The organism is Streptomyces capitiformicae, from assembly GCF_002214185.1.
In the GTDB taxonomy this organism is placed as follows: domain Bacteria; phylum Actinomycetota; class Actinomycetes; order Streptomycetales; family Streptomycetaceae; genus Streptomyces; species Streptomyces capitiformicae.
Genome location: NZ_CP022161.1, coordinates 7,490,987 through 7,507,936 on the forward strand (window position 1 = coordinate 7,490,987; position 16,950 = coordinate 7,507,936).

The window sequence follows — 16,950 nt, forward strand, 5'->3', positions numbered from 1 at the left end:
AACATCGCCGACCCACGCGGTCGGGTGTGTCGAAGCTGCAAACTCCCGCCGCGAGGCAAAAGGGCGCAGATTACGGCGGCCGCTTACGGCTCCCCCTGTGCGGTTGAAGGCACGCACGGGAGCCAGGGCACACCCCAGGCACAAGGTCTGAGCGTACCTATCGCATTGCCTACGGTCAAAACAAATGGGCGTGCGGTGGTTTAAGGGCCGGGCGCCCAGGAGCGGCCGGCCCCCGCATCAGCTGCCCGAGGAGACTCCCGCGAGCACCATGATCGTGAGGAAGAACGCCCAGCCGGCGACGGACAGCCACCCCAGGATGATCCCGGCCAGGGCGAAGCCCTCACCGCCCTCGCCGCTGCGCTTGATCTCGGCGCGGGCGGTGTGGCCGAGGATGACGGCGGGGATGCCGGTCAGCCCCATGGTCATGGTCGTCAGCACGCCGCACACCATCGCCCCGACGGCCTTGCCGTTGGTGGCCGGAGGCGGCAGGGGCACCGGCATGAAGGTTCTCGGGACGCCCGGCGCCATGGCCGGCGGCTGCATCGCGGACGGGCCCTGCGGCAGATCGGCGACGAGCAGGGCCAGCTCTCCCACCGTGCGCGCCTGGTAGGCCCTCTCGATCCGCTTCTCGTACTCGTCCTGCTGAAGACGGCCCTCACTGAAGCCGGCCCGCAGAACATCCACGGCACGCTCACGATCGGCATGGGCGGCGAGCATCGACGGAGCACTGCTCTGGGCCTGCCACGGCATCGGCTGCCACGAAGGATTTGACACGAGAACACTCCCCCGGACTGGTTGTGCCTCCATGATGCTGCAACGCACGGCCCACGGCATCGGTTCCCGGCCCCACTTCTGTCCCGGTTTTGCCACACCGGCCACACACCGGGCGCCCGTGAGAACGCCGAAGGGCGGCCACCCCGTACGAAACGGAGTGGCCGCCCTTCAGTGGACGTACGCCCGGAAGGACTTACTGGTTGTACGGACCGTAGTCGTAGTCCTCCAGCGGGACGGCCTGACCGGAGCCCGTGCCGAACGGCGAGTAGTCGATGTCGTCGTAGCCGACGGCCGAGTACATCGCGGCCTTGGCTTCCTCGGTCGGCTCGACCCGGATGTTGCGGTAGCGGGACAGGCCCGTACCGGCCGGGATGAGCTTACCGATGATGACGTTCTCCTTGAGGCCGATGAGGCTGTCGGACTTGGCGTTGATCGCCGCGTCCGTCAGGACTCGGGTCGTCTCCTGGAAGGAGGCGGCCGACAGCCAGGACTCCGTCGCCAGCGAGGCCTTGGTGATACCCATCAGCTGCGGACGACCGGAGGCGGGGTGACCGCCCTCCTGGACCACACGACGGTTCTCGGTCTCGAACTTGGAGCGCTCGACCAGCTCACCGGGCAGCAGCTCGGCGTCGCCGGACTCGATGATCGTCACACGGCGGAGCATCTGCCGGATGATGATCTCGATGTGCTTGTCGTGGATCGACACACCCTGCGAGTTGTACACCTTCTGGACCTCGCCGACCAGGTGGACCTGGACGGCACGCTGGCCCAGGATGCGCAGCACGTCGTGCGGGTTGGTGGCACCCACGGTGAGCTTCTGGCCCACCTCGACGTGCTCGCCCTCGCTGACCATCAGACGGGCACGCTTCGAGATGGGGTAGGCCATCTCGTCGCTGCCGTCGTCCGGGGTGACGACGATCTTCTTGGTCTTCTCGGTCTCCTCGATCCGCACGCGGCCGGAGGCCTCGGAGATCGGGGCGACACCCTTCGGGGTACGGGCCTCGAAGAGCTCGACGACACGCGGCAGACCCTGGGTGATGTCGTCACCGGCCACACCACCGGTGTGGAAGGTACGCATCGTCAGCTGGGTACCGGGCTCACCGATGGACTGGGCGGCGATGATGCCGACCGCCTCACCGATGTCGACCAGCTTGCCGGTGGCCAGGGAGCGGCCGTAGCACATGGCGCACGTGCCGACCTTGGACTCACAGGTCAGGATCGAGCGGGTCTTGACCTCCTCGACACCGTGGTGCACGAGCTGGTCGATGAGCACGTCGCCCAGGTCCACGTTGGCCGGCGCGATCACCTTGCCGTCGATGACGACGTCCTCGGCGAGCATGCGGGCGTAGACGCTGGTCTCGACGTCGTCGGCCTTGCGCAGGACACCGGTCTCGTCCTTCGAGGCGATCCGCAGCTTCAAACCGCGCTCGGTGCCGCAGTCCTCCTCGCGGATGATGACGTCCTGCGAGACGTCCACCAGACGACGGGTCAGGTAACCCGAGTCGGCGGTACGCAGGGCGGTGTCCGCCAGACCCTTACGGGCACCGTGCGTGGAGATGAAGTACTCCAGCACCGACAGACCCTCACGGAACGACGCCTTGATCGGACGCGGGATCGTCTCGTTCTTCGCGTTCGACACCAGACCACGCATACCGGCGATCTGACGCATCTGCATCATGTTGCCTCGTGCACCCGAGTTCACCATCATGAAGATCGGGTTGGTCTTCGGGAAGTTGTCGTTCATCGCCTCGGCGACCTCGTTGGTCGCCTTGGTCCAGATCGCGATGAGCTCCTGCGTGCGCTCGTCCTTGGTGATCAGACCACGCTCGTACTGCTTCTGGACCTTCTCGTCCTGCGCCTCGTAGCCCTTGACGATCTCCTTCTTCGCCTCGGGAACGACGACGTCGGAGATGGCCACGGTGACACCGGAACGGGTCGCCCAGTAGAAGCCGGACGCCTTCAGGTTGTCGAGCGTCGCCGCCACGATGACCTTGGGGTAGCGCTCGGCGAGGTCGTTGACGATCTCGGAGAGCTGCTTCTTGCCGACCTCGTAGTCGACGAACGGGTAGTCCTCGGGCAGCAGCTCGTTGAAGAGCGCGCGGCCCAGCGTGGTCTTCAGGGTGAAGCTGTCACCCTGCTGCCACTCCGGCTCGCCCTCCTCGCGCACCGGCGGGGTCCAGCCGCGCGGCGGGATGGTGCCCACCGGGAAGCGGATGTCCACGCGCGACTGCAGCGAGAGCTCGCCGGCGTCGAACGCCATGATCGCCTCGGCCACGGACGAGAAGGAGCGGTCCTCGCCCTTCACGTCACGCATCTCGCCGTCGGTGGTGAGGAAGAACAGACCGAGGACCATGTCCTGGGTCGGCATCGTCACCGGGCGGCCGTCGGCCGGCTTGAGGATGTTGTTCGAGGACAGCATCAGGATGCGGGCCTCGGCCTGCGCCTCCGCGGACAGCGGCAGGTGCACGGCCATCTGGTCACCGTCGAAGTCCGCGTTGAACGCGGTGCAGACGAGCGGGTGGATCTGGATGGCCTTGCCCTCGACCAGCTGCGGCTCGAAGGCCTGGATGCCGAGGCGGTGCAGGGTGGGAGCACGGTTCAGCAGAACCGGGTGCTCGGCGATGACCTCTTCGAGGACGTCGTACACGACCGTGCGGCCGCGCTCCACCATGCGCTTGGCGCTCTTGATGTTCTGCGCGTGGTTCAGGTCGACCAGGCGCTTCATCACGAACGGCTTGAACAGCTCCAGCGCCATCGCCTTCGGCAGACCGCACTGGTGCAGCTTCAGCTGCGGACCGACGACGATCACGGAACGCGCGGAGTAGTCCACACGCTTGCCGAGCAGGTTCTGACGGAATCGACCCTGCTTACCCTTCAGCATGTCGCTGAGGGACTTCAGCGGGCGGTTACCGGGACCGGTGACCGGACGACCACGACGACCGTTGTCGAACAGGGCGTCGACGGCCTCCTGGAGCATGCGCTTCTCGTTGTTCACGATGATCTCGGGCGCGCCGAGGTCGAGAAGCCGCTTCAGTCGGTTGTTCCGGTTGATCACACGGCGGTACAGGTCGTTCAGGTCGGAGGTCGCGAAGCGGCCACCGTCCAGCTGCACCATCGGGCGAAGGTCCGGCGGGATGACCGGGACGCAGTCGAGGACCATGCCCTTGGGGCTGTTGGAGGTCTGCAGGAACGCGGACACGACCTTCAGCCGCTTCAGCGCACGGGTCTTCTTCTGGCCCTTGCCGGTGCGGATGATCTCGCGGAGGCGCTCGGCCTCCTCGTCCAGGTCGAAGGACTCAAGACGCTTCTGCAGGGCAGCGGCACCCATGGAACCGTCGAAGTACGTGCCGAAGCGGTCACGCAGCTCGCGGTAGAGGAGCTCGTCGCCCTCCAGGTCCTGGACCTTGAGGTTCTTGAACCGGGTCCACACCTCGTCGAGACGGTCGATCTCGCGCTGCGAACGGTCGCGCAGCTGCTTCATCTCACGCTCGGCGCCCTCGCGCACCTTGCGGCGCACATCGGCCTTGGCGCCCTCGGCCTCCAGCTCGGCCAGGTCGGTCTCGAGCTTCTTGGCGCGGGCCTCCAGGTCGGCGTCCCGGCGGTTCTCGATCTGCTGCCGCTCGACGGAGACGTGCGCCTCCAGGGAGGGCAGGTCACGCGTACGGCGCTCCTCGTCGACGTACGTGATCATGTACGCCGCGAAGTAGATGACCTTCTCCAGGTCCTTCGGGGCGAGGTCGAGGAGGTAGCCCAGCCGCGACGGAACGCCCTTGAAGTACCAGATGTGGGTGACGGGAGCGGCCAGCTCGATGTGGCCCATCCGCTCACGGCGCACCTTGGCGCGAGTGACCTCGACGCCACAGCGCTCACAGATGATGCCCTTGAAGCGGACACGCTTGTACTTGCCGCAGTAGCACTCCCAGTCCCGGGTCGGACCGAAGATCTTCTCGCAGAAGAGTCCGTCCTTTTCGGGCTTGAGGGTGCGGTAGTTGATGGTCTCGGGCTTCTTGACCTCGCCGTGGCTCCACTGACGGATGTCGTCAGCGGTGGCCAGACCGATCCGGAGCTCGTCGAAGAAGTTGACGTCGAGCACTATGCGTCAATCCCTCTCAGGGTTGTAAGTCATGGGGTCTGATACGGGGGTCCTGGGGCCGGCGGCCTTCATGACGAAGGCCGCCGAACTCCCGTCAGACCTCTTCGACGCTGCTCGGCTCACGCCGGGACAGGTCGATGCCAAGCTCCTCCGCAGCGCGGAAGACGTCCTCGTCGGTGTCGCGCATCTCGATGGACATGCCATCCGAGGACAGCACCTCCACGTTGAGGCACAGGGACTGCATCTCCTTGATGAGCACCTTGAAGGACTCGGGGATGCCGGGCTCGGGGATGTTCTCGCCCTTGACGATGGCCTCGTAGACCTTCACGCGGCCGGTGACGTCGTCGGACTTGATGGTCAGCAGCTCCTGGAGGGCGTACGCGGCGCCGTAAGCCTCCAGCGCCCACACCTCCATCTCACCGAAGCGCTGGCCACCGAACTGGGCCTTACCACCCAACGGCTGCTGGGTGATCATCGAGTACGGACCGGTCGAGCGGGCGTGCAGCTTGTCGTCGACCAGGTGGTGCAGCTTGAGGATGTACATGTACCCGACCGAGATCGGGTCCGGGAACGGCTCGCCGGAGCGGCCGTCGAACAGGCGCGCCTTGCCGGAGGGGAGCACCATCCGCTCACCGTCGCGGTTCGGGATGGTGTGCTGGAGCAGACCGGCCAGCTCGTCCTCGCGGGCACCGTCGAAGACCGGGGTCGCGACGTTGGTGCCGGGGGCGACGGAGTCGGCGCCGATCGCCTGGAGGCGCTGCGCCCACTCGTCCGCGAGGCCGGAGACGTCCCAGCCGCGGCTGGCGAGCCAGCCGAGGTGGATCTCCAGGACCTGTCCCGGGTTCATTCGGGACGGGACACCGAGCGGGTTGAGGATGATGTCGACCGGGGTCCCGTCCTCGAGGAACGGCATGTCCTCGATGGGCAGGATCTTGGAGATGACACCCTTGTTGCCGTGACGGCCGGCGAGCTTGTCACCGTCGGTGATCTTGCGCTTCTGCGCCACGTACACGCGCACCAGCTGGTTGACACCGGGGGGAAGCTCGTCGCCCTCCTCGCGGTCGAAGACGCGGACGCCGATGACCTTGCCGGTCTCGCCGTGCGGCACCTTCAGCGAGGTGTCACGGACCTCACGGGCCTTCTCACCGAAGATCGCGCGGAGCAGGCGCTCCTCGGGCGTCAGCTCGGTCTCACCCTTCGGGGTGACCTTGCCGACGAGGATGTCACCGGCGATGACCTCGGCACCGATACGGATGATGCCGCGCTCGTCGAGGTCGGCGAGGACCTCCTCGGAGACGTTCGGGATGTCCCGGGTGATCTCCTCGGGGCCGAGCTTGGTGTCACGGGCGTCGACCTCGTGCTCCTCGATGTGGATCGAGGAGAGGACGTCGTCCTGGACGAGGCGCTGCGACAGGATGATCGCGTCCTCGTAGTTGTGACCCTCCCACGGCATGAACGCGACCAGCAGGTTCTTGCCGAGCGCCATCTCACCGTTCTGGGTGGCCGGACCGTCGGCGAGGACCTGGCCCTCGATGATGCGGTCGCCCTCGTTGACGATGACCTTCTGGTTGACCGAGGTGCCCTGGTTGGAGCGGGCGAACTTGGCCAGGCGGTACGTGATGTACGTGCCGTCGTCGTTGGCGGTGGTGATGTAGTCCGCAGAGACCTCCTGGACCACACCCGCCTTCTCGGCCTTGACCACGTCGCCGGCGTCGACGGCGGAGCGGTACTCCATGCCGGTGCCGACGAGCGGGGACTCGGACTTAATCAGCGGCACGGCCTGACGCATCATGTTCGCGCCCATGAGGGCACGGTTGGCGTCGTCGTGCTCGAGGAAGGGGATCATGGCCGTCGCGACCGACACCATCTGGCGCGGCGAGACGTCCATGTAGTCCACGTCGTCACCGGCGACGTAGTCGACCTCGCCACCACGACGACGAACGAGGACACGGTTCTCGGCGAACCGCATGTCGTCGTTGAGCGTGGCGTTGGCCTGCGCGATGACGAACCGGTCCTCTTCGTCGGCCGTCAGGTAGTCCACCTCGTCGGTGACCTGACCGCCTTCGACCTTGCGGTACGGCGTCTCCACGAAACCGAACGCGTTGACGCGGCCGTAGGAGGCGAGCGAACCGATCAGGCCGATGTTCGGACCTTCGGGGGTCTCAATCGGGCACATACGGCCGTAGTGCGACGGGTGCACGTCACGGACCTCGAAGCCGGCCCGCTCACGCGACAGACCACCGGGACCCAGTGCCGAGAGACGACGCTTGTGCGTCAGACCCGACAGCGGGTTGTTCTGGTCCATGAACTGCGAGAGCTGGCTGGTGCCGAAGAACTCCTTGATGGAGGCGACGACCGGCCGGATGTTGATCAGGGTCTGCGGCGTGATCGCCTCGACGTCCTGGGTCGTCATGCGCTCACGGACGACACGCTCCATACGCGCCAGACCCGTACGGACCTGGTTCTGGATGAGCTCGCCGACGCTGCGCAGACGACGGTTGCCGAAGTGGTCGATGTCGTCGGTCTCGACGACGATGTTGCCGCCGCTGTCGCCGACCGTCTCGGTCTCGCCCGCGTGCAGCTTCACCAGGTACTTGATCGTCGAGATGATGTCCTCGACGGTCAGGATGCCCGCGTCGAGCGGGGCGTCCGCACCCAGCTTCTTGTTGACCTTGTAGCGGCCGACCTTGGCGAGGTCGTAGCGCTTGGGGTTGAAGTACAGGTTCTCGAGGAGCGTCTGCGCGGCCTCACGCGTGGGGGGCTCGCCCGGACGCAGCTTGCGGTAGATGTCGAGCAGCGCGTCGTCCTGCCCCTGGGTGTGGTCCTTCTCCAGGGTGGCGCGCATGGACTCGTACTCGCCGAACTCCTCCAGGATCTGCTCGGTCGTCCAACCGAGGGCCTTGAGGAGGACGGTCACGGACTGCTTGCGCTTGCGGTCGATACGGACACCGACCATGTCGCGCTTGTCGATCTCCATCTCCAGCCAGGCGCCCCGGGACGGGATGATCTTGGCGGAGAAGATGTCCTTGTCGGACGTCTTGTCGATCGAGGAGTCGAAGTAGACACCGGGCGAACGGACCAGCTGCGACACCACGACACGCTCGGTGCCGTTGATGACGAACGTGCCCTTGCCCGTCATGAGCGGGAAGTCGCCCATGAAGACCGTCTGGGACTTGATCTCCCCGGTCTCGTTGTTGGTGAACTCGGCCGTGACGAAGAGCGGGGCGGCGTACGTGAAGTCGCGCTCCTTGCACTCGTCGATGCTGTTCTTCGGCGGCTCGAAGCGGTGGTCGCGGAAGGTCAGCGACATCGACCCGGAGAAGTCCTCGATCGGGGAGATCTCCTCGAAGATCTCCTCCAGGCCGGACTTGGTGGGGACGTCCTGTCCGTTCTCCAGAGCCTCCTCGACCCGACTCTGCCAGGCGGTGTTGCCGAGCAGCCAGTCGAAGCTCTCGGTCTGCAGCGCGAGCAGGTTCGGAACCTCGAGAGGCTCCTTGATCTTTGCAAAGGAGATGCGCAGCGGGGCGGTGCTGGCGCCGTTGTTCGTATTCGCGGTCGAGGCGTTGCGCGAGGCGGCCAAGAGGGGGTCCTTCCGAGGGCTCGGACTCACTACGCGCGTACCGGCCCCCTCGACCGGGCGCAGAGAGGACAAGTCCCAGGTCGGGGACGGTCCAATCGTCTGTGCTCGAGCGAGGGCATGCCCCTGGTGACGGGCAGGAGGCAGCTAACAGGCAGCGCAAAGGGTCAGTGTAGCCACTTGGCCCACTGATGTCCAGTGCGGGTTTGCGGACACCCTCGGAAACCCTCTTTGTTCCTCAACACCTGCGGCAAGCCACGCCCTTGATGCACATCGATACTGCCCTCTTCGTCGCCGATCCATGCCTCGGAGTTCGGATCCGTGTGACGACGCGTCCTGAGAATTGCGCGCTGCGTGCAGTTCGTCAAGGCCCCCCATGCCCGAACCAGATGCTGCGATCGTCACTCGCGGCCGGTCACCAGGGGGTTCGGAGGCACGGTGAAGATCACCATACTCGCCGCCACCGACAGTGCAAGGCAGCCGTCGCTCGACGTACCGGAACGCCGAAGGGCGACCACCCACATGGGTGATCGCCCTTCAGTACGTCTGCGTTACAGCCCCGTGTTCAGAGCCGTGCCGCGAGCGAGTCCGTGCGGACCCGTGAAGGTCTTACTTGACCTCGACGGAGGCGCCGGCGCCCTTGAGGGACTCGGCGGCCTTCTCGGCGGCGTCCTTGGCGACCTTCTCGAGAACGGGCTTCGGGGCGCCGTCCACGAGGTCCTTGGCCTCCTTCAGACCCAGCGAGGTCAGCTCACGCACGACCTTGATGACCTGGATCTTCTTGTCGCCGGCACCGGTGAGGATGACGTCGAACTCGTCCTTCTCCTCCTCGGCCTCGACGGGGGCGCCCGGGGCACCCGGAGCGGCAACGGCGACCGCGGCGGCGGCGGTGACGTCGAACTTCTCCTCGAACGCCTTCACGAACTCGGAGAGCTGGATGAGGGTCATCGACTCGAACTCGGCGAGCAGTTCGTCCTGGGTGAGAGCCACGATGGCTTTCCTTCCACTAATTCGGCTGGTGCCGGATGTACATGTCTGGCGGGCGTACGTTGGCCCGCTACGACCTCCGCCTCAGGCGGCGGCGGTCATTTCGCGAGCCGAATTACTCGGCACCGCCCTGCTCGGCCTGCTTGGCGCGAAGAGCGTCCACGGTGCGGACGAGCTTCGAGGGAAGCGCCTGGAAGAGCTGAGCAGTCTGGGACTGCTTGCCCTTGAAGGCACCCGCCAGCTTGCTGAGCAGAACCTCGCGGGACTCGAGGTCCGCAAGCTTCTTGATCTCGTCGGCGGACATCGCCTTGCCGTCAAGGACACCGCCCTTGATGACGAGGTTCGGGTTGTCCTTGGCGAAGTCACGAAGACCCTTCGCCGACTCCACCGGGTCACCGGTGATGAAGGCGACCGCCGTCGGACCGTTGAACAGGTCGTCGAGCGTCGAGATCCCGGCCTCGTTGGCCGCAATCTTGGTCAGCGTGTTCTTCACCACGGCGTACTGGGCGTTCTCACCGAGCGAACGACGCAGCGTCTTGAGCTGCGCCACGGTGAGACCCCGGTACTCGGTCAGCACGGCGGCGTTCGAGCTACGGAACTGCTCCGTGAGCTCGGCCACCGCGGCAGCCTTGTCGGGCCTTGCCATAGAGCGTCGGCCTCCTTCCGGGTGATGAGGACCGCTCGGAAGGGGCTTGGCAAAACGAAACGCCCCGGCGCAGGCGCACGGGGCGTAGCTCGACCGGACGAATTCCGTAAGGGAACGGAACCGGACCAGGAGCAACTTCCACAGTCACCTGCGCGGGTCGTCCGCAGTTCAGCGGATCCTTCGGCCACCGCGCCCTCTCGCGAGCGCACGGCAACGACCAGCGGTCTTTGGCTTCTCCGGAAGAGTACGGGACCACATCCCTGTCAAGCAAATCCGTGCCGCAGCCCCTCAGCTCGTCGGCAGGTCGTTCATCAGGTCCTTGTAGTCGACGGTCTGGCTCGCCGGCGGCTCCTCGACGGAGACCTCGACGCCGTAGTCGCTGTAGTACACCGTCGAGTTCAGCTCGCCGTTCGCCGTGTCGCCCCGCTCCACCTTCTTGACCAGCAGGTTGTCGTCGTTGATCCAGAGGTCGATGTCCGCGGTGGTGATGCCGGACGCCTTCAGCTGCTCCTCCAGCTCGGCCCGCATCTCTTCGCCGAGGTTCGCGTTCTGCTCCTGGATGTCGGCGACGTTCACCGTGCCCGCGTAGTGCGTGGTCTGCTCGCCGCGCACCTCCTCCTCGCCCACCTTCTCGACGTCACCGGAGGCCAGCAGAAGCTGCACGGACTGGTTCGGCGTGACGCTCTGGAGGTGCTCCTTCACATACGCGCCGGAGGCCCCGCCGATCATGTCCTCGACATCGTCGTACCCGTACCTGATCCACTGCTTGCCGCCGTACTGCCCGGCGAACAGGTCGCCCATGTTCGCGTAGTAGGCGTCGGGCAGGTAGCGGGCCTCCGTCGACGTGATGCCCAGCTGGTTCATCTGGTCGGCCGCCTGACCGCCGGTGTACGTGATGGTCAGCGTGCCGTGGAGGCCGTCGGCCCAGTCCACCTCACCGTCCGCCTTGATGGACATCAGGTCGCCCATGTCCCCGGTGGACTCGATCTTCACCGAGTCGGCGTCGTCCGTGGACTTGTCCGCCAGCCTCAGAGCCGCGAACGGATCGTCTCCCCCGCCCTCCTTGCCCGAGTCCGAGGAACCGCAGGCCGCCACCCCCGTCAGCGCGGCCACCACCGCGATCGACAGGACCGTACGGCGGCACTTGGTCGTGCTGGTCATTCGTCCCCACCCCCATGGAGATTGCCGTCCTCCGCACACCAGCGCAGCACACTTGCGTGCGTATGCCCACCGGTATGACAAAAGGCCTGTATGTCAAAAAGGGACGAGCCCCGCACCTCGAAAGGTTGCGGGGCTCGTCCTCGACTACGCGTGCGCGACGCGGCTGCGTGGTGAGCGGAGGGCTCAGACGGCGGCCGGGTCCTCCTCGACGAGGAGGTTGCGGGTGCGGTTGGAGTCGACCGGGATGCCGGGGCCCATCGTGGTGCTGATGGCGGCCTTCTTGATGTAGCGGCCCTTGGCGGCGGACGGCTTCAGACGGAGGATCTCCTCCAGGGCCGCGCCGTAGTTCTCCACCAGCTTGGTGTCGTCGAACGACGTCTTGCCGATGATGAAGTGCAGGTTCGAGTGCTTGTCGACGCGGAACTCGATCTTGCCGCCCTTGATGTCGTTGACGGCCTTCACGACGTCCGGGGTCACGGTGCCGGTCTTGGGGTTCGGCATGAGACCACGGGGACCGAGCACGCGGCCGAGGCGACCGACCTTGCCCATGAGGTCCGGGGTGGCGACGACGGCGTCGAAGTCCAGACGGCCCTTCGACACCTCGTCGATGAGCTCGTCGGCGCCGACGATGTCGGCGCCCGCGGCACGAGCGGCCTCGGCACGGTCACCGGTCGCGAAGACCAGGACCCGGGCGGTCTTACCGGTGCCGTGCGGGAGGTTCACGGTGCCACGGACCATCTGGTCGGCCTTGCGCGGGTCGACACCCAGACGGAAGGCGACCTCGACGGTGCCGTCGAACTTGGTCGTGGAGGTCTCCTTGGCGAGACGGACGGCCTCGAGCGGGGCGTACAGCTTCTCCCGGTCGATCTTGGCGTCCGCAGCGCGGAGAGCCTTGCTGCGCTTGCTCACAACTGCTCCTGTGTGTTCTGAAAGGAGTCGTGGTGTACGGGCCGAGCAGGCCCTACCACGGTGGTTCTACGAAGGTGGGGTTCAGCCCTCGACCGTGATGCCCATGGAACGCGCGGTACCGGCGATGATCTTCGCGGCGGCGTCCAGGTCGTTAGCGTTGAGGTCGGGCATCTTGGTGGTGGCGATCTCGCGGACCTGCGCCTCGGTGATCTTGGCGACCTTGGTCTTGTGCGGCTCGCCGGAGCCCTTCTCCACGCCCGCGGCCTTGAGGATCATCTTGGCGGCCGGCGGCGTCTTGGTGATGAAGGTGAAGGAACGGTCCTCGTAGACCGTGATCTCCACCGGGATGACCCAACCGCGCTGCGACTCGGTCGCGGCGTTGTAGGCCTTGCAGAACTCCATGATGTTGACGCCGTGCTGACCCAGCGCCGGGCCGACCGGCGGAGCCGGGTTGGCCGCGCCGGCCTGGATCTGGAGCTTGATGAGCCCCGTGACCTTCTTCTTCTTGGGAGGCATTACTCTCCGGGTCCTTTCGATTCGAGTGCGCCCCATCCAGGTTCGCGTCCCGGATGAAGGCATACCGCACAACGATAACGGGTATAGATGCGCGGCCAAAAACCGAGCAGGTCAGACAAGACGTGGAGGTCTCGCCTGACCTGGACGGAAGCGTACGGTCGGTCCGAAGAAACTCAGTTCTTCTGGATCTGGTCGAAGGAAAGCTCGACCGGCGTCTCACGCCCGAAGATCTCCACCAGACCCTTGACCTTCTTGGAGTCGGCGTTGATCTCGTTGATCGTGGCCTGCAGCGTGGCGAACGGACCGTCCGTGACGGTGACCGAGTCGCCCACCTCGAAGTCCAGCACCTGGACCTCGACCTTGCGGGCCGGAGCCGGCTTGCCCTCGGCCTCGGCGGCCTCGCGAGCGGCCTTCTCCTCGGCCTCCGGGGCGAGCATCTTGACGATCTCGTCCAGGGTCAGCGGGTACGGGTCGTAGGCGTTGCCCACGAAGCCGGTGACACCGGGGGTGTTGCGGACGACGCCCCAGGACTCGTTCGTCAGGTCCATGCGCACCAGCACATAGCCGGGGAGCTTGTTCTGACGGATGGTCTTGCGGTCGCCGTTCTTGATCTGGACGACCTCTTCCTGCGGCACCTCGGCCTGGAAGATGTAGTCCTCGACGTTCAGCGAGACGGCGCGCTGTTCGAGGTTGGTCTTCACGCGGTTCTCGTAACCGGCGTACGTGTGGATCACGTACCACTCGCCGGGCAGGGTCCGCAGTTCCTCACGCAGGGCCTCGACGGGGTCGACCGGCTCGGCCTCCTCCTCGTCGGCCTCGTCAGCCGCGGCCTCGTCGTCGTCCTCGACATGCACGGCCGCTTCCTCGGCCGGCTCCCCCGCCTCGGCCTCGGCAGCCTCGAACTCGTCGACCTCGTCCGCTCCCTCGACGATGTCGAGCTCATCATCCACGGACTTGTCCGGCTCGATGGCGTCGTTCAGGTTCGGGTCAGACACGTGGCTGCTTCTTCCTGGATACATGGGGGTGGAACGCGCGAAAGGGGCGCCGGGTAGGGCGCCCTTCGCTTTCGGCTCAGCCGAAGACGTACTTGGCGGCCTTGTCGAGTCCGAAGTCAATCACAGTCACGAGACCGATCATGATGACGACGAAGAAGATGACCACCGTCGTGTAGGTCGTGAGCTGGGAGCGGGTCGGCCAGACGACCTTGCGCAGCTCCGCGACGATCTGACGGTAGAAGAGCGCGAGACGCTTCAGCGGGCCCTTCTTGGCACGCTTGCCGCCCTTGCGGGTCTTCTTCTTGTCCTCCGGCGCCTCGTCCTGGGCATCAGGCGTGTCGATGGAGCCCACGGCGTCCGTCATTCATCCTCACCTGATTCCGTCCGGTCCGGGTCGTGGCCGTGCCGCGCCCGGTCTGAGCCGCACGGCGGAACATTGCTGTACGTACATGCGCACACATCCTGGCGTGAGGAGTGTGTAGCAGGGCCGGAGGGACTTGAACCCCCAACCGCTGGTTTTGGAGACCAGTGCTCTACCAATTGAGCTACGACCCTTTGTGGTTCTCCACAAACGTACCGCATCCGGCGAGGTGCTCGGTGTGCACCTGGTGGGCGCGGCCGGTGGAGGCCAACGAGGTGAGAGTGTACGTGGTCCAGCGGCCGACGTCGAACAGAAAGTGTCCCTGGGGGCGTTGCCGGTCGAAGATCGCCCGTCGCCGGGCCCGGACACGGACGGTTGTTCAGTCGCTGTTCAGTCTGTGAAACCCGCGTGCCGGCCGGGTTTCGTGTCTGAAACGATGGGCCCCATGAGCGCTGCAACCCCTCCCACCGAGCGCCGGGTCTCCGCCCGAGTCGGCGCGATCTCCGAGTCCGCCACCCTCGCCGTGGACGCCAAGGCCAAGGCCCTCAAGGCCGCCGGGCGTCCGGTGATCGGCTTCGGCGCAGGTGAGCCCGACTTCCCGACTCCGGACTACATCGTCGAGGCGGCCGTCGAGGCCTGCAAGAACCCGAAGTACCACCGCTACACGCCGGCCGGCGGTCTGCCCGAGCTGAAGGCCGCGATCGCCGCGAAGACCCTGCGCGACTCCGGCTACGAGCCCGACGTCTCGCAGATCCTGGTCACCAACGGCGGCAAGCAGGCCATCTACGAGGCGTTCGCCGCGATCCTCGACCCGGGCGACGAGGTCATCGTCCCGGCTCCGTACTGGACGACGTACCCGGAGTCGATCCGCCTGGCCGGCGGTGTCCCGGTGGAGGTCGTCGCGGACGAGACGACCGGCTACCGGGTCTCCGTGGAGCAGTTGGAGGCGGCCCGCACGGAGAAGACGAAGGTCGTCCTGTTCGTCTCCCCGTCGAACCCGACCGGCGCGGTCTACACGGAGCCCCAGACCGAGGCGATCGGCCGCTGGGCCGTCGAGCACGGCCTGTGGGTGATGACGGACGAGATCTACGAGCACCTGGTCTACGGTGACGCGGCCTCCGTGTCGCTCCCGGCGCTGCTGCCCGAGCTGCGCGACAAGTGCATCGTGGTCAACGGTGTGGCGAAGACGTACGCCATGACCGGCTGGCGGGTCGGATGGATCATCGGCCCGAAGGACGTCGTGAAGGCCGCGACGAACCTGCAGTCGCACGCCACGTCGAACGTGTCGAACGTCGCCCAGGTGGCGGCCCTCGCCGCCGTCTCCGGCGGCCTGGACGCCGTCGCGAAGATGCGCGAGGCCTTCGACCGGCGCCGCAAGACCATCGTGCGGATGCTCAACGAGATCGACGGTGTCCTCTGCCCGGAGCCCGAGGGCGCGTTCTACGCCTACCCGTCCGTCAAGGACCTGCTCGGCAAGGAGATCCGCGGCAAGCGCCCGCAGGACACGGTCGAGCTGGCCGCGCTGATCCTGGAGGAGGCCGAGGTCGCGGTCGTACCCGGCGAGGCGTTCGGCACGCCGGGCTACCTGCGGCTGTCGTACGCGCTGGGTGACGAGGATCTCGTCGAGGGCGTCTCCCGGATCCAGAAGCTGCTGGCGGAGGCGACGGACTGACGTCACGCTCCCTCCCCCGTCCGGGCCCACCTACGAAATTTCGTAGGTGGGCCCGTTCCTGTGTGCGAGCAAGACCACGTTCAGGGATTCCGCTACCGGGACGGCGTCGGCGTACGGCAGGATCCTCGAATGGAGCATGTACGTGATGTCTCTGCGCTGCCGAAGGCCCATCTGCATCTGCACTTCACCGGCTCGATGCGCCCGGGGACCGTTCTGGAACTGGCCGACAAGTACGGCGTGCGTCTGCCCGAGGCGCTGACGGAGGCGCTGACCAGCGGGGAGCCGCCGAGCCTGCGGGCGACGGACGAGCGGGGCTGGTTCCGTTTCCAGCGGCTGTACGATGCGGCGCGCTCGTGCCTCAGGCAGCCCGAGGACATACAGCGGCTGGTGCGGGAGGCCGCGGAGGAGGACGTGAGGGACGGCTCGGGCTGGCTGGAGATCCAGGTCGACCCGACGTCGTACGCCCCCCGGCTGGGCGGGCTGATCCCGGCGCTGGAGGTCATCCTGGACGCGGTGGACACGACCGTGCGGGAAACCGGACTGGGCATGCGGGTCCTGGTCGCCGCGAACCGTATGAAGCACCCTCTGGACGCGCGCACGCTGGCCCGGCTGGCGGTGCGGTACGCGGACCGGGGTGTCGTCGGTTTCGGGCTCTCCAACGACGAACGCCGGGGCATGGCCAGGGACTTCGACCGGGCCTTCGCGATCGCCCGGGAGGGCGGCCTGCTGTCGGCCCCGCACGGCGGCGAGCTGACCGGGCCGTCCTCGGTCCGCGACTGCCTGGACGACCTGTACGCGAACCGGGTCGGGCACGGAGTGCGCGCGGCGGAGGACCCGCGCCTGCTGAAGCGCCTCGCAGACCGGGGCGTGACCTGCGAGGTCTGCCCGGCCTCCAACGTCGCCCTGGGCGTCTACGAGAAGCCCCAGGACGTCCCCCTGCGCACCCTGTTCGACGCCGGCGTCCCCATGGCCCTGGGCGCCGACGACCCCCTCCTCTTCGGCTCCCGCCTCGCGGCCCAGTACGAGATCGCCCGCCACCACCACGCCTTCACGGACGAGGAACTGGCAGAACTGGCCCGCCAGTCGATCCGAGCATCGGCGGCCCCGGAGGAGACCAGGCAGAAGCTACTGACCGGCGTAGACGACTGGCTCACCAGCCCGTAAGGGGCGCGGGGAACTGCGCGAGCAACCACACACAACCCGCACTCGCCACACCACCCCACCCACCCGAGCTCGAAGGCGGAAGCGAGGTGAAGGGG

Annotated in this window: 12 protein-coding genes and 1 tRNA gene; 2 read left to right on the forward strand and 11 right to left on the reverse strand. The window is 66.6% G+C overall.

Annotation, left to right across the window (positions count from 1 at the left end; genetic code table 11):
• Positions 1 to 237: 237 nt before the first annotated feature.
• The 11 genes from CES90_RS33540 to CES90_RS33590 form a co-directional block, all read right to left on the reverse strand.
• Positions 238 to 717 (reverse strand): DUF1707 and DUF4190 domain-containing protein, encoded by a 480-nt coding sequence (locus CES90_RS33540; protein ID WP_189782411.1) that lies wholly within the window; start codon positions 715 to 717, stop codon positions 238 to 240.
• A 250-nt stretch (positions 718 to 967) separates the two neighbouring features.
• On the reverse strand, positions 968 to 4,867 hold the full coding sequence (locus CES90_RS33545; protein ID WP_189782200.1) for a DNA-directed RNA polymerase subunit beta': 3,900 nt from the start codon (positions 4,865 to 4,867) through the stop codon (positions 968 to 970).
• A 94-nt stretch (positions 4,868 to 4,961) separates the two neighbouring features.
• On the reverse strand, positions 4,962 to 8,447 hold the full coding sequence (gene rpoB, locus CES90_RS33550) for a DNA-directed RNA polymerase subunit beta (RefSeq protein WP_189782199.1): 3,486 nt from the start codon (positions 8,445 to 8,447) through the stop codon (positions 4,962 to 4,964).
• Between the two features lie 606 nt (positions 8,448 to 9,053).
• Positions 9,054 to 9,437: a 50S ribosomal protein L7/L12 gene (rplL, locus tag CES90_RS33555; protein WP_189782410.1), complete on the reverse strand. Its 384-nt coding sequence runs from the start codon at positions 9,435 to 9,437 to the stop codon at positions 9,054 to 9,056.
• 109 nt (positions 9,438 to 9,546) lie between these two features.
• Entirely contained in the window at positions 9,547 to 10,077 is a 531-nt protein-coding gene (gene rplJ / locus CES90_RS33560; RefSeq protein WP_189782198.1) for a 50S ribosomal protein L10, read from the reverse strand.
• 288 nt (positions 10,078 to 10,365) lie between these two features.
• On the reverse strand, positions 10,366 to 11,238 hold the full coding sequence (locus tag CES90_RS33565; protein ID WP_189782197.1) for a hypothetical protein: 873 nt from the start codon (positions 11,236 to 11,238) through the stop codon (positions 10,366 to 10,368).
• A 183-nt stretch (positions 11,239 to 11,421) separates the two neighbouring features.
• On the reverse strand, positions 11,422 to 12,147 hold the full coding sequence (rplA, locus tag CES90_RS33570) for a 50S ribosomal protein L1 (RefSeq protein WP_189782196.1): 726 nt from the start codon (positions 12,145 to 12,147) through the stop codon (positions 11,422 to 11,424).
• An 81-nt stretch (positions 12,148 to 12,228) separates the two neighbouring features.
• Positions 12,229 to 12,663 carry a 50S ribosomal protein L11 gene (gene rplK, locus CES90_RS33575; protein WP_028805116.1) on the reverse strand — a complete coding sequence of 145 codons (435 nt, stop codon included), beginning with the start codon at positions 12,661 to 12,663 and terminating at the stop codon, positions 12,229 to 12,231.
• 173 nt (positions 12,664 to 12,836) lie between these two features.
• Entirely contained in the window at positions 12,837 to 13,658 is an 822-nt protein-coding gene (gene nusG, locus CES90_RS33580; protein ID WP_189782195.1) for a transcription termination/antitermination protein NusG, read from the reverse strand.
• Between the two features lie 76 nt (positions 13,659 to 13,734).
• Positions 13,735 to 14,022, reverse strand: coding sequence for a preprotein translocase subunit SecE (gene secE, locus CES90_RS33585; protein ID WP_149825937.1), 288 nt, complete (start codon positions 14,020 to 14,022; stop codon positions 13,735 to 13,737).
• Positions 14,023 to 14,140: 118 nt separating this feature from the next.
• Positions 14,141 to 14,213, reverse strand: a tRNA-Trp gene (locus tag CES90_RS33590).
• 251 nt (positions 14,214 to 14,464) lie between these two features.
• On the opposite strand from CES90_RS33590, the gene CES90_RS33595 reads away from it, so the two are divergent.
• Both CES90_RS33595 and CES90_RS33600 read left to right on the forward strand, forming a co-directional pair.
• The gene (locus CES90_RS33595) at positions 14,465 to 15,691 is read left to right on the forward strand and encodes a pyridoxal phosphate-dependent aminotransferase (RefSeq protein WP_189782194.1); all 1,227 of its coding nucleotides are present in this window, start codon (positions 14,465 to 14,467) and stop codon (positions 15,689 to 15,691) included.
• Positions 15,692 to 15,820: 129 nt separating this feature from the next.
• Positions 15,821 to 16,855 carry an adenosine deaminase gene (locus tag CES90_RS33600; RefSeq protein ID WP_189782193.1) on the forward strand — a complete coding sequence of 345 codons (1,035 nt, stop codon included), beginning with the start codon at positions 15,821 to 15,823 and terminating at the stop codon, positions 16,853 to 16,855.
• Positions 16,856 to 16,950 lie beyond the last annotated feature (95 nt).

Excerpts from the sequence above, each read along its gene's own strand:
- rplJ (WP_189782198.1), bottom strand. The coding sequence starts at position 10,077 with ATGGCAAGGCCCGACAAGGCTGCCGCGGTGGCCGAGCTCACGGAGCAG.
- secE (WP_149825937.1), bottom strand. The coding sequence starts at position 14,022 with ATGACGGACGCCGTGGGCTCCATCGACACGCCTGATGCCCAGGACGAG.
- CES90_RS33595 (WP_189782194.1), top strand. The coding sequence starts at position 14,465 with ATGAGCGCTGCAACCCCTCCCACCGAGCGCCGGGTCTCCGCCCGAGTC.
- CES90_RS33600 (WP_189782193.1), top strand. The coding sequence starts at position 15,821 with ATGGAGCATGTACGTGATGTCTCTGCGCTGCCGAAGGCCCATCTGCAT.
- rplK (WP_028805116.1), bottom strand. The coding sequence starts at position 12,663 with ATGCCTCCCAAGAAGAAGAAGGTCACGGGGCTCATCAAGCTCCAGATC.
- CES90_RS33565 (WP_189782197.1), bottom strand. The coding sequence starts at position 11,238 with ATGACCAGCACGACCAAGTGCCGCCGTACGGTCCTGTCGATCGCGGTG.
- CES90_RS33540 (WP_189782411.1), bottom strand. The coding sequence starts at position 717 with ATGCTCGCCGCCCATGCCGATCGTGAGCGTGCCGTGGATGTTCTGCGG.